General features: G+C 63.8%; 17 protein-coding genes. All 17 read right to left on the bottom strand.

What is annotated here, in order from left to right; all coding sequences use genetic code 11:
- On the bottom strand, window positions 1-612 hold the full coding sequence (locus tag RQH62_RS20375; RefSeq protein WP_311270484.1) for a hypothetical protein: 612 nt from the start codon (window positions 610-612) through the stop codon (window positions 1-3).
- Window positions 612-3,239, bottom strand: a complete 2,628-nt coding sequence (locus tag RQH62_RS20380) for a hypothetical protein (protein WP_311270485.1) — start codon at window positions 3,237-3,239, stop codon at window positions 612-614. The genes RQH62_RS20375 and RQH62_RS20380 overlap by 1 nt, the downstream gene beginning before the upstream one ends.
- A 338-nt stretch (window positions 3,240-3,577) precedes the next feature.
- The gene (locus RQH62_RS24980; RefSeq protein WP_405053576.1) at window positions 3,578-4,006 is read right to left on the bottom strand and encodes a DUF6950 family protein; all 429 of its coding nucleotides are present in this window, start codon (window positions 4,004-4,006) and stop codon (window positions 3,578-3,580) included.
- Window positions 3,901-4,482, bottom strand: coding sequence for a hypothetical protein (locus RQH62_RS20390; RefSeq protein WP_311270487.1), 582 nt, complete (start codon window positions 4,480-4,482; stop codon window positions 3,901-3,903). The genes RQH62_RS24980 and RQH62_RS20390 overlap by 106 nt, the downstream gene beginning before the upstream one ends.
- Window positions 4,479-5,168, bottom strand: coding sequence for a hypothetical protein (locus RQH62_RS20395; RefSeq protein WP_311270488.1), 690 nt, complete (start codon window positions 5,166-5,168; stop codon window positions 4,479-4,481). Before RQH62_RS20395 ends, RQH62_RS20390 begins: the two co-directional genes overlap by 4 nt.
- Window positions 5,161-8,649, bottom strand: coding sequence for a phage tail tape measure protein (locus tag RQH62_RS20400; protein WP_311270489.1), 3,489 nt, complete (start codon window positions 8,647-8,649; stop codon window positions 5,161-5,163). The genes RQH62_RS20395 and RQH62_RS20400 overlap by 8 nt, the downstream gene beginning before the upstream one ends.
- On the bottom strand, window positions 8,646-8,840 hold the full coding sequence (locus RQH62_RS20405; RefSeq protein ID WP_311270490.1) for a hypothetical protein: 195 nt from the start codon (window positions 8,838-8,840) through the stop codon (window positions 8,646-8,648). Before RQH62_RS20405 ends, RQH62_RS20400 begins: the two co-directional genes overlap by 4 nt.
- A 77-nt stretch (window positions 8,841-8,917) precedes the next feature.
- Complete coding sequence (locus RQH62_RS20410) at window positions 8,918-9,337, bottom strand: hypothetical protein (protein ID WP_311270491.1); 420 nt, start codon at window positions 9,335-9,337, stop codon at window positions 8,918-8,920.
- Between the two features lie 2 nt (window positions 9,338-9,339).
- Window positions 9,340-9,768, bottom strand: coding sequence for a phage tail tube protein (locus RQH62_RS20415; RefSeq protein WP_311270492.1), 429 nt, complete (start codon window positions 9,766-9,768; stop codon window positions 9,340-9,342).
- A 58-nt stretch (window positions 9,769-9,826) separates the two neighbouring features.
- Window positions 9,827-10,228 (bottom strand): DUF3168 domain-containing protein, encoded by a 402-nt coding sequence (locus tag RQH62_RS20420; protein WP_311270493.1) that lies wholly within the window; start codon window positions 10,226-10,228, stop codon window positions 9,827-9,829.
- Window positions 10,229-10,231: 3 nt separating this feature from the next.
- Window positions 10,232-10,645, bottom strand: coding sequence for an HK97 gp10 family phage protein (locus tag RQH62_RS20425; protein ID WP_311270494.1), 414 nt, complete (start codon window positions 10,643-10,645; stop codon window positions 10,232-10,234).
- Window positions 10,642-10,986: a head-tail adaptor protein gene (locus RQH62_RS20430; protein ID WP_311270495.1), complete on the bottom strand. Its 345-nt coding sequence runs from the start codon at window positions 10,984-10,986 to the stop codon at window positions 10,642-10,644. Before RQH62_RS20430 ends, RQH62_RS20425 begins: the two co-directional genes overlap by 4 nt.
- On the bottom strand, window positions 10,983-11,516 hold the full coding sequence (locus RQH62_RS20435; RefSeq protein ID WP_311270496.1) for a phage head-tail connector protein: 534 nt from the start codon (window positions 11,514-11,516) through the stop codon (window positions 10,983-10,985). The genes RQH62_RS20430 and RQH62_RS20435 overlap by 4 nt, the downstream gene beginning before the upstream one ends.
- A gap of 42 nt (window positions 11,517-11,558) precedes the next feature.
- Complete coding sequence (locus RQH62_RS20440; protein ID WP_311270497.1) at window positions 11,559-11,999, bottom strand: hypothetical protein; 441 nt, start codon at window positions 11,997-11,999, stop codon at window positions 11,559-11,561.
- A gap of 93 nt (window positions 12,000-12,092) precedes the next feature.
- Window positions 12,093-13,481, bottom strand: coding sequence for a phage major capsid protein (locus RQH62_RS20445; RefSeq protein ID WP_311270498.1), 1,389 nt, complete (start codon window positions 13,479-13,481; stop codon window positions 12,093-12,095).
- 13 nt (window positions 13,482-13,494) lie between these two features.
- Window positions 13,495-14,493, bottom strand: coding sequence for a head maturation protease, ClpP-related (locus tag RQH62_RS20450; RefSeq protein ID WP_311270499.1), 999 nt, complete (start codon window positions 14,491-14,493; stop codon window positions 13,495-13,497).
- Window positions 14,486-15,787: a phage portal protein gene (locus RQH62_RS20455; RefSeq protein WP_311270500.1), complete on the bottom strand. Its 1,302-nt coding sequence runs from the start codon at window positions 15,785-15,787 to the stop codon at window positions 14,486-14,488. Before RQH62_RS20455 ends, RQH62_RS20450 begins: the two co-directional genes overlap by 8 nt.

Genomic DNA, 15,787 nt, shown 5'->3' on the forward strand with positions numbered 1-15,787 from the left:
TCAGCCGTCGCTGCGCGCGACAGCAATGCAGGTGAAAGCGGTGCCCGTTGCAGGCGCGGCGAAGGTGACGAAGCCGGTAAGGCCCGTGATTATTCCGTTGATGCCAGTCAGCGAGAGGACGCCGGACAGGAGCGTCATCAGCGGCAAGGGGCGTCCCCGCCAGGCGCGCACCACGCAGCCGACATATTTGCCCGATGGCGTCGGCGTCATGGTTTCCCGAATCCAGCTTTCGACCCTAAAGCTGGCAGGCTGGGCAGGCATGACCCCGGTGGCTGGCGGCACTTCGCAGAAGACGGGGCCGGGCGGAAGATCGAACGACCGCGTGAACATGACCGTGGCCAAGCCCGTCGCGGCGACAACATGGCTATCCGGGCTGGTAGACTTAGGCCCCGTCGTGCTGGTGAGGCGCGGATGCTGATGACCCGCGCCAGATACCTTTGTGCCTTCGACGCCCGGCGCACCGCCCACGGCTTCGGGCATGGGCGTTTCTGCCGACGGCACCGGCATCGCCGCCTTCAGCGCCGCCAGATCCTCGACAGGCGCCGCGACCAGCGGGATCGCGCTGTCACCGTTGCGGATGGCTCCATAGACGGGATCGACCTTCACGCCCATCAGACGCGCTCCACCTTGCGGATAATCGGGCGGTTGAGGTTCGTCGGCACGGTGGAATTGCCCCCGCTGACGGTGGTGGCGACGTCCTGCGTAGAGCCGTCGTCAAAGGTGTAGCGAACAGTGATCGCGCCATCGGGGACATTGCGCGAGGCCCACGACAGGACAAGTGCGTCGGCCGCGCGCGTGGCGACTGCGCCGCTCGTCTTGATCGGGGAGGTGGCCTTGCCGCCCAGCTCGCGCTGAGGCGAGGCGATCTTCAGCGTGAGGTTGATGGCCGCCCCGACGGCGGACCAGTTGAACCGCAGCACCTGGCGCGCGGACGTTGACGTGAGCGTGCGCGTGTTGGTGTAGCGGGCGAGCGCCGACGTGATGCCGCCCAGGCTTGTGCCTCCGGTTTCGCTGCCGGCACGCAACTGGAAGCCTGCGACGTTTGTCAGTGATCCCGCCGAAAGCGCCAGATAGAGACTGTTGGTCCACGCCTGCCCCGCGCTTGCCGCCGCGCCAGCCGTATCCGGGCGGAGGGTCAATGCAGCGGCGGACGTCGCGGTGCCGGACATCTGGATTTCGATGATGTCGAAGCCCGCAACGGTGGTGATGGATTTGACCTCCACCGCCGCGCCGCCATTGCCTTCCGGCATGGTCCAGCCGGTTGGCAGCGCGCCGCCCGATCCGATGACGCCAGCAACGGCGCCCGAATTGCTGTTGTTCGTCGCCTCATTGGTGGCGGAAGGTTCGATCGATACGCCAAGCACCGCGTGAGAGGTCGGGTGATATTCGATAGCCGGCGCGTCGATGGCGACGCTTTCAATCGAACCGCTGGAGTTCGTCCGGATTTTGGTCGACGCGCGGGTCAGTGTCGCTCCGCTGGGGAGGCTTCCAGCGGCGAAATCGAACACGCCCACGCTGGCGGTCACCGGGCCAGCCGGGTCCGACTGATTGCCCGCACTATCGAAGGCAACGACCCACCAGTAATAGATGCCGCCGGGAACGGTGTCGGTGACCTGCAATATCTGCCCAAGGCCGCCGATGATGGAGCCCGAAACCGGCGAGGCAGCGATGAAGGCATCTGTGGTGCCCCGATAGACGCGGCAATAGGCGAATGAGGCTTCGGTCGGGTTGCGCCAAGAGATCGCGGCCGAGGTCGTGCCGGCGGTGACGTTGACGTCGGTGGGCGAGGCCACCCCATCGCCGATTGGATCGGCCGGTGTCAGTGTGCCCTGTGTCCCAACCGTATGATAACTCCCCGCATCGAATTCGAAGAGGTCGGCGTTATGCTCTTCCAGCTGGAGCCCGACGGAGAAATCCTGATTGAGGCCCCAGCCGGTCACCTGAAAGGCATAGTTGCTCAGGCCGTACTTCGACGTGGCCAACTGGACCGTGTCCAGCGTCGAAATCGCAATGCCCATGATGTTCATAGGCCATGACACACGGCGCTCAGCCTGCGCCTTCCGAAGGAAATATTCGAGGATGCGCTGGCCGCGATAGTGCGAGGTTATATGCGCCAGATCATAGGTTGCCTGACGGATGTCGCTGGAATCGATTGATCGGGTCGGCACGTCCATGGGCTGGTACATGCTCGGTTCGACATAGGTGCCGGTCACTTCAGTAGCCACCTCGTCGCCGGTCAGCAGGGCAGGCACGGTGAACGGGCTGGCCAGATCTTCTTCGAGCAGCGTGTTGGAAGGCGGGACATAATAGCCCGGCCGCATCAGCATCTTGCCGTTGGTGTAGCTGAACTTGCCCGCGCAGCAGGTTACGAAGGTATCCCGGACCTCGCTTGGCGCGGCGCCGGTCTGGATATAGCTGTCGAACTCGTAGCGCTTTTCCATGCCGGCAGGCGTGGAGACTTCCTCATCGCAGACGTTCGCCTGCGCTGCGACCCAATCCCAATCGATCTCATCATCATAGGCGCCAAAGCCGCCTTCCTCGCGCGCCATCGCCATCCAGTCGTAGAAGACCAGGGCAGCATTGCGCGTGTAGCCCCGGACATCCGTGCGGGGATCGAGGATATCGTCTTTGCCCTCCACCTCGGCGGTGATGTTCGGCATCCCCGCCTGAACGATGTCATTGGTCATCTTGAACTTGGCATAGATGAGTGCCAGGCCGCGCCCGCGATGGTTCGCCGTCCATTTGCCCTGCGTCTCGGCAACAAAGGTCGGATGCGCTACCTGATCGTCCGTGCCGCGATAGAACCACAGCCATGCGTTGTTCGCATATTTGCCGCTGGTCACCATGCCGGCGGCGTTGACGCTCACCTGCTCGTCGCCAAGGAACCAGCGCGTGACACCCTTGCAGCGGTGCCCGGCCGCCGCGATCACGAAATAGCGATAGTTCTTGCCCAGAGGGTGGAAGAAGATGAGCAGGCCGCCCACACGGCGCTTACCGTAGATTATGAAGCTGTTGGCGATCGACTGACGGAAGACGCTAGGCGATGCAGACGAAGAGGGCTTTGGGGTGAGGGCTGCCATCGCGGCGGACGCCGCAATAGTGAGGGCCGCAGATACCGCTGCTGTTGCTGCCGTTGAGCCGATCGCAGCCGACAGAAACTGTGGCGTCAACTGCGGAGCGAAATAGGCGATGGCGGCTGCCACGGCGATGATCGCCACGACCTTGAGGACTTTCCCCATCAGGCATCCCTGTTATGTTAGCGCAAATGTGGAAGTCGATTCTTGTGTGCGCGCTCGCGCTCAGTGCCGCCCAGGTGTCAGCCAAGCCGATTGGAGATCGACCGGTGAAGGCTACGTTTTTCAGTCAGAAATCGGCCGATGAGATCGGTCCCTGTGTAACTGAGAGCTTATCCTATCTGGCAGCACCAGCTATGGTGCCTGCCACTGAAGGCGTTCGCATTCGCTTCTCTTCTTGGGGGCGCGCCGTATCTGACGTTCTCATTTTGCCGGGAGATCGGACGCGCATTGAGCTTCGCGGCGTGTCCGGCGCTCGCGTCCGTCATGGCATAGAGAAATGTCTATAGCCTCCAAGCGAGGTTGATATCCCGCATTGCGACGGTATCCCCGCCGAAGAACTCAGCCTGATCGCCGCGGCAGATGCCGATCGCCCAGCCGCGCTGGACGATGTCGCCGCGCATGGCCTGCCGATATGGAATGGGCTCGCCATGAACGGCACTGATGACGCCCGACATATCCCGGACGCCCAGCCGCTTCATCATATTGACCCAATCGCGAGGCCGCCGGGGAGATGGTCCCACGATATCGCAAATATCGATCCCGGTTTCCGCCAGGACGTGGGCGCGCCAGCGATCGCCACAATGATCAGCCCACGCCGGATCGGTCACAACACCGCGTCCTGCCTTGCTTTGGCCCACAATATCTGAACCTCGACCATCGCCTTCACATATTGAAGCGCTACATCGCCCGGATATTTGCGCTGCTGCCACCAGTCGGTGAAGCGCTTGATAGCCGGCCGGCGCTGATCCCGCATCCGGCTTTCACCGCCAGCCGACACCGTTATCGTTTCGCCCGCATCCACAATCTCATAGGTGTCGAGCCGACCCTTCCAGATCTTCTTGAACCCAATGACATTCTTATACCCGGCATCGAGCGCGCCGACGAATAGCTCATACAAGCAACCGCGCGTCGCCTGATCAGCGACGTCATCGCGGAACTCGGCCGGCACCTGAAAGAGCGTGGCCTTAACACCCACCGCTGACCCGTCGGTGCCCTCGCCGATCGTGTCGATCTGCCCGAGGCCGCCGATCGCCGACCATGTCTCGCCGCCGTAGGTAATGGTGGCATTGCCGGTCACAGCGAAGACGGGATCGGGCAGGTCGATATGTACGCCAAGGAACGGGCGAAGCTCGGGCTTTTCGATTTCGCCCTGAAGGGCAGGATCAAGATCGCGCAGGCCGCTCATGGCAATCGCTCCATAAAGTCCAGCACATATTCGATAGGTGCGCCCACCTCGCCCTCATTTTCGCCGGCTTCACTGTTGGTCAGTTCGAAAGGGGCGGTGATCGGTCCGACCTCCAGAGCGGTGCCGGCGGCAACAGGCGCCGACAGCGGGGGCTTGAAGGTCAGCGTGATCTTGCCGTCAGCGCCGCCCTTGGACATCATGCTGCCTGCCCTGGGCGATACATCGACCACGATGTGCGGGCGATCATCCCCGCCGATGTAATCGCCGATCGATGGCCCGATCAGGCCCTGCGCCCGGTTGATGACGATCGACGTGGCGCCCGCCAGTGCCGTCGTTGCTACGGTCGTTTGGCCGAACAGCGTCAGGTGGCTTTGCGGACGGGGCCGACGGAAATCATGAAACCGCACAAGGGTCAGGCCGCCCTCAAGTTGTGCGATCAACGCATCGAGCCGCGCGGCAAAGAACCGCGCGTCATCCGCTTGCGGCCCGACCCGACCCTCTGCCAGTCCAACCTCATCATAGCCGTGCCCGGCCCGGAAGCTCAGACGCGCCAGCCAGCGGGGCGCGGACAGGCCATAGACCTTGCGCGTGCGCGTCAGGGGACTTTCCTGCCCGCCCACATGAGGCTGAAGGTAGAACATGACCTTGTAAGGCATGAGGCCGGTGGGCCAATCGAGATCAGCCACGACGCCGGTTCGCCTCCATGACACCCTGAATAGCAGCCTGCCGCGCAGCGTCAGCGAAACGGATAGCTTCCGTCTTCGTCGCCAGGTCCATCGCGCCGCTGAATGTCATCGGCATGCTGATCTGAATCCCATTCGGGCCGTTGTCATTGCCGGGCCGCTCGATCTTCATGATTTCGCCGGCTGTGGCACGGAAAGAGATCAGGTTCGCATCGATGCCGGGCTTGCCCTTGATTACGCCGGTGCCGCCAGTTTTGAAGCCGGGAAGGTCTTTTGCCGTGCCCAGATTTGCCGACATGCCATCCAGATAGGATTGAGAGGAGGCGCTTACGCCGCCCAGCGAACTGCCGCCGAGCGCACCGCCTACGATTTTGACGATCGATCCAAGGATGCCGCCGCCCGAACCGCTGCCATGGCCAGCATTAGCGAACAGGCTGGCGATAAGATCGGCCAGGCTGTTCAGCGCCTCTTCCATGCCCTTCGCGACGCGGTCCCGCCACCAGTTCTTGAACCATCCCTTGAGGTCGCCATCGAGCGCAGCACGCACGCCATCCTTGAAAGTGTCGCGGAAAACGCCTGTTTGCCGGGCTCTTTCCATCTGATCCCATTCTTCGGTGGCCTGCCTCTTGGCCTCCGCTGGCGTCTTGTCGAAATCGCGCTCCAGCTCGCGCTGACGCTCACGAATATCGATTTCGCGCTGAAGGGCGCGGATACGCTCTTCGCTGTCACCCCGAGCCTGCGCCAGGCGCAACTGACGATCCTGCTCGTCGTCTGCGATCATGCGCTTTCGCACTTCGGCGCGGGCCTTATCGATGTCTAGCTGCTGGCGCAGCGCGCGAGCGGTTGCCTCCTCGATAGACTGCCCGTCACGATGCAACTGCGCGATTCGCTCCTTAAGCTCTTCCTGCCGGGCGAGCGTCTCTTCCAGTGAACGATTGCCAGCGATGCGTGCGAGGTCGATCTGATGCGCGGCCTCATCCCGCTCCAGATCCTTGGCCAGCCCCTCCCGACGCGCAGCCTCCAGCGTCGCCATGTCCTTCTTGGCCGCGGCAGTGGCAGCATCAATGCCGAGGCCGGTCCGCTGATAGGCTTCAATCTGCTTGCTCAGTTCGAGGCGGGTGCGGATCGCCCGTTCCGCTTCACGGTCACCGCGCAGGCGTGCCGCCTCCAGTTCGATATCATCGGCCAGCTGCTGGCGGTTGCCGGCATCATAGGTCGTATTCCGCCCCTTCGGCGTGCCGCCCTTCTTCTTGCTCGCCGGGTCATCATCGAAGTTGACGGAGCGCTTCGGCGCGGGCGCGCTGGTCGGGCTCGCGGTTTCGGGCTTGGTCGGTGGCGGGGCGTTGTTGGCGCTGCCGCTCTCGCCCAAGCCAAGACGCTTTTTCAGGCCGGCATACTGGTCACCGATCCACTTTGCAGCGTTGCCCACCCAGGTCATCAGGCCGCCGAACTTGTCGACCAGCCAGCCCTTCACGCCCGTATAGACGCTCTTGGCCGCGGCAACGACGTTCGGGAAGGCGCTGGTGGCATAGTTGACGCCGGACTGGATGGTCGACGTGAACCCGCCGACGATGGACTGGAAGCCTTCGGCAAGCCATTGCTTGGCCTCTTCGTAGACCGATTTCAGCGACGCGCTTATTTCGGGAACGAAAGCTCCGATCACCGCGAGGATCATCGCAATCTCAGCGTCGATTAACTTTCCGACTGCCTCCCATGCGCCGGAAAAGTCGCCATTCAACAATGCGCTGACAACATCGATCGCGCCGCTGACGATGTCCAGCATCCACGAGATGGCGGTCACGATCACCGTCATCACGCGCTCCACGATTTCGCCCGCCAGGAGAATTGCCCCCACGAGAACCGTGCCCACTACGTCGGCCAAGCCTGAAAGCAGAGTGACGATAGCAGCAACCGCTGTGCCGACCGGCCCGCTCGATAGCTTGGAGAAGATCGCGCCGACCTTCGTGATAATTGCCTCCAGCGGCGGACCGAGCGTTTCGCTCAGGCTTTTCCACACTGCCGACAGCGCGAAGATGATCTGATCTTTGAACAGTAGAAACGCGCCAATCGCCCAGCCGACCGGGCCGGCGAGGGCGAGCAAGCGCGATCCGACCATCATCAGCACGCGGGCAAGCCCCATCTCTCCCAGCATGCCGATCAGCGTCGACACCGGCGCGATGATGAGGCCAAGCGCCTTGCCTATCAGGCCGAAGCGTGATGCCGCGAAATGCGCGAGCAACACAGCGCCCAGATGACCGACGATAACGAGCAGCGGACCGATCGCGGCGGCGAGGGCGGAGAATGCCGCGCCCACCTTCAGGACGGCCGGCGGCGCGTTAGCGATGGCCTCCAGCATGCGCGCGAAGCCGTTCTTGATGGCGGTCACGATGTCCAGCAGGCCGGTATCCATGCCCAGCGCGATCTTCACACTCTCCCAAGCGACCGCAATGCGGCGCCCGGCCGCCTCCGAACCTTCCATGCGCTTCTGGATTTTGGCCTCAACGTCACCGCCGGCAATGGCCGCCTGCAACTTGTTGAACCCGTCGGCGCCTTGCTCCATCAGTCCGATTGCGGTTCGCGACGCATCGGAGCCGAAGATCGTTTTGAGGGCCTCGGTCTTTGCGTCGTCGGTCAGGCCGCCGATCGCATCACGCAATATCTGGGCTTGCTCTGCCAGCGGCTTCATCTGCCCGGTCTGCACGTCGAAGAAGGAAATTCCCAGCTTCTTCATGGCGGCCTTGGCCTGGTTGCTGTTGCCGACAAGGCTCTGGATATAGGTTTTGAACGACGTGCCAGCGTCTGCGCCGCTGGTAAACTGCGTGCTGGTCGCGGAGATCGCGGTAGCGAAGTCCATGAAGCCCACGCCAGCCGACGCTGCGACCGCGCCACCCTGGCCGACCGCAAGGCGGAAATCATCGAAGCCGAACTTCGACGTGTCGAGCGCGCCCACGACCTTCTGCACCACGCCGGGTAGCTGGGCAGCCGAGATCTTGAATTGGCCCATGATGTCGGTGACGAGCGATGATGCGGAACCGGCGTCAACCATGCCGGCGGCCGACAGGTCCAACGCGGCCTTCAGTGCGCCACCCATGATATCGGCGGTGGAGACGCCTGCCAGTCCAAGCGCTTCAATCGCCTCTGCCGCTTCGGTGGCACCCTTGCCAACGGCTGGCCCCATCGTCCGCGCCATGTCCGATAGCTGCTTCAGCTCTTCGCCCGACACGGCGCCGAGCGCGGCCTCCACCTTCTTCATCTGGCCCTGAAACGACCCGGCGCCCTTGTCGACCGCGCGCACCATCGCGGCAAAGGGCACGGTGATTCCGAGCGTGACGCCGGCCCCAATCCCCTTGATCCGCTTCTCGACCTCCTGAAACTTTTCGACCAGGCGGCCAAGGACGCCTTCGACGCCCTTGGCACCCGCGTCGAAATCAGAGGTGTCCGCGCCAAAGACGACGCGGGCGGCACCGACGACTGCCATGTTCATGCGGCGCCCCCCTCTTCGACAATAGAACCCCGTTCCGACGCCCACGCGGTGGCGGCGACGTACATCGCTTGCCAGCTTTGCCGCTTCGGCGTGGATGCCGGCGAGATCATGAAGTTCTTAAGCGGCGGGACTTTCTTCGCCCGCCCGATGACACCGGCCGTCCATGCCGCCTGCATGACCAGATCATGCAAGCTGCACCGGTCCCGCCCTTTCGCTTCGATCACACGCGCAATCTCGCGAGGGGTCAGTCCCCAATATTGAACGGGGTCTAACCCGGCTTGGACCCAGCTCCCATGGAGCCGCGTCCAGTCCCACGGCCGGCCGGCTTCGGCTTGGCCGGCGCCTTGCGAGGGCGCGCCGCGCCATCCGTGGCGGCCTCCGGAAACGCCTGTTCGACAGCGCGCATGATGAGTTCGAGCGAAGGCTCCAGCCCGCCGACCGCCTCCATGATCTGTCCGGCCTCATGGTCGGTCATATCCGGGTGACAGTCGGTCAGGCCAATGCGGAAAAGCTTGCGGATCGTGCGCAGCGACGGAGACTGCGACAGCACCGTCTCCAGTTCGCTGATATCCTTGAGGTCAAACTCCTCTTCCACAGCGCACAGGGCGTTCGTTGTGAAAGCGAAGACCCAGCGATTGCCGTCGACCTCGAAGCCGAGCTGGCCGCGATGCTTATTGGCGGCGGTCATGCTCAGGCTGCCGGGGTGAGGACGGGCTTGCCGGTGACCTTGAAGGTCGCCGAGCCGGTCATGCGGTCATCGATCGGGGTAGCGCGGCCATGCGCGGTGGCGAAGGCCTTCACGTCCAGCTTCGCGCCGTTTGGGAAAACGATGCGCCAGGTCTCAACGGCGCGGGTGGCCAGATGGTCGTGGATAGTGTCGTCGTCCAGCAAGCCGGCGACCAGATTGTAGGAGAGGCTTACCTCACCCGCATCGGCGAGGCCCGGCTTGAACTCGCGGAAGCCGTCCGGGCTGCCGAAGTGAGTAAATTCCGGGCCGTCGCGGGTCGTTTCGGGCGGGTTGAGTTCGGTCATCTCAGCGAACGGCGTGTAGTTGCCGCTTACCACCTTGCCGAACGTCGTGAGCAGACCGATGTCGGTCGCGGCATTAGTCTCTGCCATGTCTTTCCTCCTAATTGGCGCGACCTGCGCCCTCAGTTAAATTTCGGGTGGAGCGCCGCTAGTCGGCGGCGTGCCAGACCATTGCGTCGATCGAGGTGCGATGAACGATGCCCTCTGCGTCCTCATCAGTGTCGGCGCGGCGGTTCATGATGAAGGTGCGCAGCCGGACGCCAGAAACCGTCTCACGCATACCGCTCAAGATCCCGGTGGGCGGCTTCGCGAGGATGTCGGCGATGTCGCGGGCTGCCTTGTAAGTGCGGCCGAGGCAGTCGATCTGTACCCGGCAGCGCGTCCATGCACTGCCGCCGGACATGTTCATTCGCGGCCCGCCGCTAATCTCGAACAGTCGAACTGCCGGCAGTCCTGCGCCTGTTCCGCGAAGGCCCCAATCGATGCGGGTGCCGACAAGGGCTGTGAGCGCCGCAGTCGCCCGCAGCTTGGCACGAAGCGCCTCTTCCATGGCTCAGCCCTTCTTGCCGGCGTCCAGTATCGCGTCGATGCCGCGCCGGCCGACATTCTTCAGCGCGCGGTCGATATTGCCGTCGAAGGCCGGGCGAATGAACGGGCGCGGCTCCTGATGGATATTGCCGAACTCTTCCTGGATCGCCTGGGGCAGGGGGCCGGGTCCGGCATAGACTTCGATCTCGGCGATCGGCTCCACGATCGCAGCCTGCGCAGGGGAGAGTTCGGTGCCGACCGTTACGCTGTCCGCCATCTCGCCAGACCCGCGCGCCGCGCCCGCGCGCATGTCGTCCGCCATCGGTTCAAGCTCTTCCTCGATGATCGGCACTAGCGTCTCTCGTCGCAGCGCCTTCCCCATCGCCCTGAGATTGCGCGCGATCTGGTCCGTTCCGACGATCTTGATGCTCATCTTCATGACGGACGCATGTCCGGCCGCGATGAGCAGGTTATCTCGACTTCTTCATTGCGCCGGTTGCCGACCGCTTTCGTGCCCACGACATAATAGGTAGCGCCTTCGCACTTTATGATGTCCGATGCGGTGATGGTGCGCGACAGTGAGTCTCCGGCCATTGCAAACCGGGTCGACAGTTCCTGCCCCATCTGTTGGGCGCGAAGCTTTTCGCCATCGCTGACGTCAATCTTTTCCGCCCAGCGCTTGCCGACTTCAGCCGGCTCACCGTCCACAGCGGCGATACCATCATCGACAGTCGCTGATCTCCAGATGGATACCCGCCATTTGAGCCGCCCCTTCTTCACAGCCTGCGAATCCTGAGGCCGTTACAAAGGCGGCGCGCGGTCTTCTCTGCCTTCTCCAATGTCGCGCCGCCCTCCCGGTCATCGTCATAGGCACCGATCAGCATCAGCATGACGCGCCGGAACACGCCCGGCACGGTGTCGGCATCCTCATAGCCGGCACGGACCGTGACGGTGATGGGCGCGCCGACCGGGATGGCAGGGAAACGATAGCCAACCCATGACACGACGCGCGCCGGGCGGGCGCTGACATTCATGCGGACGGTGGTGACCGGCCAGGCCTGTCCATCGGCACCTTCATAGGTGACCGTCGGCACGGCGTCGCTGGCGATCGGATATTCGCGGAACGTCATCCGGTCGAGCGCGCTAAACTCGGCCGTCACGTCGCGCGCTTCGAGGATATGGCCGGTCCATTCCTCGATCCATGCCGCCGCGTCATCAATGAAGCCGCGGATTTCATCATCACGCTCGGCGTCATCCAGCTCGACCCGCAACTGGATCTTGGCATCATCAAGGCTGACAGGAATGGCCATGCAGCCTCCTAGCTATGGGGCCGGGCGAGCCGGCCCCACCCCTTACTTCTTGCCGGCGAGCTGCTCGGCGACAACTTCATGGCCCGGCTTGGTCGGGTCGTTGAAGTCGATGCGGTTCTGCAACTCGGTCGTGCCCGCGCGCGGGTCATTGTCGACGGCCGGGTGATTGGGGTCGACGTCCGGCACAACCTGCAAGGGCGCGCCCGACGGGTCGAAGGCGTCGGCCGCCGGGATGTTCGCCGGGCCAGACGTGTCCAACTGCGCGGCGATGGCGGGCGGGTTGGCGCTCGCCTGGGTGAAGCCCTGGGCGCGATCGGCCTCCGCCGTCGCAATCGCCGACGCCAGCGCGTCCAGCACGCCGCTGCGCTTCTTGCCCGCCTCTTCGGCAGACTTCAGCTTCAACAGGTCATCATGGGACAGACCGGCAAGGCCGCCCTTCACATCGTCCACACTGCCGTCCAGCAGCTTCGTCACATCGTTCATGAAATGTCTCCTTGGCTTGTCGAAACGCCGCCCCGCTCGCGGCGCTTCGAAAAGCCGGGCCGGCATTAACCGGCCCGGTCAGGCTGGCGAGGATCAGGCGCCGATCTTCATGGCCTTCATGGAGTCCGGGTTCTTCACGCCCCCGCCGACGCGCTTCGTGCAGTAGAAGCAGATGTACGGCTTGTTGGTGTAGGGGTCGCGCAGGACGCGGAAGCCGATCCGGTCGATCACCAGATAGGTCTCCTTCATGTCGCCGAAGGCCAGCGACAGCGCGTCGGCGACGATATTCGGCATGTCGGGCATGTCGACCACCGGATAGCCCGCCAGCGTGGACGGCTGACCGGCGACGAAGGTCGGCTGCCATAGATAGTTGTTCTGGCCGTCCTTCAGCTTCCGGACGGCACCCAGCGACGAACGGTTGGTGAAGAATTTGGCGTTGGGCGTATAGACGGCCGGCAGCTTGTAGACGATGTCCACCACCTTGTCGGCGGTGATGGCGGCAGCCGCGCCGCTGGTCACCACCTCGATCGCGCCCCACGGATGACGGGCCGCAGCCGCGCCGCCGGTGGCATAGGTCAGGAACCCATAGGGCTTGTTGGTGCCGTCACCGCCGACGAAGGCAATGCCTTCCTGACGCGAGAACTCGGTTTCGATTTCACCGGTCAGCCAATTTTCCAGATTGATCTCGGCATCGTCCAGCACGTCCTGCGACGCCGCGGCGTTCGCATAGAGCTGGCCAAGGCCGAAGGGCAGGGCGGTGAATTGCGGCGTGGCGGTCGCGGGGCGCGACGCGGTTTCACCCACCCAGCCGCTGCCGACCGTGCGATCGGTGAACAGCTTGGTGAAGCCGGCCTTCGAGATCGAGATGACCGTCGATTCCTGACGCATCGGCGTGATGAGCTTCAGACGCCCGGAAATGGTGCGGTCCCACTCGATTGGCGTGAGGAGGCCGCCATCGGCGGGCACGCCTTCCGACATAGCGGCGCGGGGACCGACCTTCTGCGCCGCCATCAGCTTTCGATGGTCTTCGGCGCTTTCGGTGCGCATGAACGACGCAAAGGCGTTGGAATATTCAGGGTCGACGGGAGCAGCCTTCTGGCCGTTCGGGTTCATGGACGCCGCTGCGATCTTCAACGCATGTTCGTTGAGGGTCGTTTCCAGGGAGTTCATCGTCCCGTTGAGCTTGTTCAGCTTTTCCGTGACCTCGGCCCCATCGGCCTTCGCGCCGATATTCGCCTCGATCGTGTCGCGGAATTCCTTATGGGCCGCCTGAAGCTGCTCGATCATGGCCTTCGGATCGGTGGTCACGTCCGCCCGGACCGTCGCGCCGATGAGGGCACGAGGCAGCACCGGCAGTTCGCGGGGCGCGAGCGTCGGCGCGGTCAGGGTCAGTTCGCCCTTGCGGGCGGCGAACATCGTGCGGAAAGGATGGGCGAGCAGGGTCGCCACCGCCGACAAGGCGGCCTTGGAATGATACTTCATCTTACGCTCCTGGTTACTTGCGGATCTCGGCGAGGAAGGACTGCGCGGCAGCCATCCAGCCGGTGTCATTGCCTTCAGCGCCAGGCGTGTCGGCGGGGTCAGGGGCAGCGCCGGGCGTGCCCTTGAGACTTTTGATGCGGGCGCGCGCCTGGGTGCGCGTCATCCCGCTGGAAACGAGCGCCATTTCCATGGCGCGCACGTCGTTGACATCGCGGTCGGAGGCCTTGGCCTTCTCATCGACCTTGGTCTGGTCGGCGGCCAGCAGCTCGTCCGCAAATCCGCGATCGATGGCGACCGAACCGGACATGTAGGTCTCGGCGTCCATCCACTTCGCGCAATCAGCGACCTTCTGGCCGCTGCGCTGGGCGTAGACATCGGCCATCGCCTGGTCGAACGGCGCCAGATAGTCCGCGACTTCCAGCATGTCGTTGCGATTGCCGGCGGCATATACCCAGCAATTATGGATCATCAAAAACGATGCCGCGCCGATCTGGACGGTGTCGCCCGCCATAGCGATCACGGACGCGGCCGATGCAGCCATGCCCATGACCTTGATCGTCACATCCTGCGGATGCTCGCGCAGCACGTTGTAGATGGCGAGCCCTTCGAACATGTCGCCGCCAGGGCTGTTGATCTGGACCTCGACGGGCCGGTCGCCGATCGCGCGCAGCTGGGCCGCAACCCGCTTCGCGGTGACACCGCCGCCGGTCCACCAGTCTTCGCCGATGATATCGAACATCGTAATGACGTTGTCGCCCGTCTCCAGCGCCGACGGTCGGACGCCGGCCGCGTCTGCGTTCCACCGATCGAGGACGGTCGCGGGCGAGAAGGCGCTGACGTCACGGCTTGCCGGAATGGGGAGCGCGCCGGGCCGGTTGCGCCCCTGCACCTTGCCCAGGATCGAAGCGGGACGGCCCGGCGCGGGCTGCACCGGCTTGGCGCCGGGAGCCGGGCGGACCCCGACCGTCTTCACTGCGGCGGGCTTGCCGCCCGGCTGCTTGGGATCACTCATCGTCCAGTTCCTTGGGGCTGGTGGCCGCTTTCGCCGCAGGCTTGGGAAGGCCGTTGCCATCCTCGACGGGGTTCAGTTCGAAGTTGGCGCGCACTTCATTGGGCTCCATCCACGCTGCATTGTTGCCGAGAGCCTTGGAGAAGAATTCGGCCTGCTCTTTCAGCGAACCGCGCAGCAGGGCGCCTTCATTGAACTTGATGTAGAGCTCGTCCGCATCCTGCTCCTCTTCGGTGAGACAGGACCGCTCCAGCGCCTGCTCCCAGGCGGTGAACCACTTCATGAGGCAGTATGTGACGAAGAAGAGCCCAAGCTCGCGGATGCCGGTGCCCCAACTGGTTTCGTCCATCATCAGCAGGGGGCGGGGAATGTCGGTGAAGCGGGCGATATTCTCATCCTGCCGCTTGCGCGTCTCATCGGTCTGGCTGTCGCGGGCGGAGGCGAAGGCATTGGCTTCGCCGCCCTCTTCCAAAATGAACCACGATCCGGAGTTTTCCGCGCCGCTATGATCCTCGTTCATGCTGTCGCGCAGGCGCTCATATGCCTTGTCACCCAGCTCGTTCGGGAACTGGATGGCACCGGCAGCCATCACGCCCTTGGCGAGCAGGCGGGCAACGGCCTTTTCAGCAGCGGCAGCAAGGCCCAGCGTTTCTACCGCCACGTCGAGCAGGGAAAGGCCGTTCACGCCGTCCGGGCTTAGAGGGTGGCGGAAGTGAAAGACTTCCCGCGGATCTAGCGTTTTGGCTTCACCGCCCTTGCGCGGCGTGTATCGGAAAACGAGTTCGAGATCGTCGCCCAGCTCAGACTTCACGGTCCCGCGGGGATAGGGCAGCATGGCCAGCACCACGCGCTGGCCGCGGCGGACGCCCCAGACGACGCGCGCATAGGCGTTTCCGTCCAGCAGGGCCACCAACTGCATGTAGCTCTTGAACTCGAACGCTGTCTGATAGCCGTTCGGGCGCTTGTGCAGCACGCGGTAGAAGGGGTGATCCTTGGCCTTTTCCGTCGTGCCGTCAGCTTTGCGGCGATGCAGATGTGTCGGCAACATGCCGACGGAAGAACAGATCAGGTTGCAGGCGCGGAAGAACCCGCTGTTTTTCAGCGCCAGGCGCTGTGTAACGGTCAAGCCAGCCGACGACATACGCCCAGCGCCGAGAAATTCGCGTAGGAGCGGGCTGTTTATGTCCATGCTATCGAAGGCCTGCACCGGCCCGGCGGTGGTGCGGGCGACTGCGACAGACCCGGCGGTCGATCGCCTGAAGCCCGCCGCCCGCCGATAATCATCAGGTGAGGGCAT

It is taken from the genome of Sphingobium sp. WCS2017Hpa-17, from assembly GCF_031843765.1.
Taxonomy (GTDB): domain Bacteria; phylum Pseudomonadota; class Alphaproteobacteria; order Sphingomonadales; family Sphingomonadaceae; genus Sphingobium.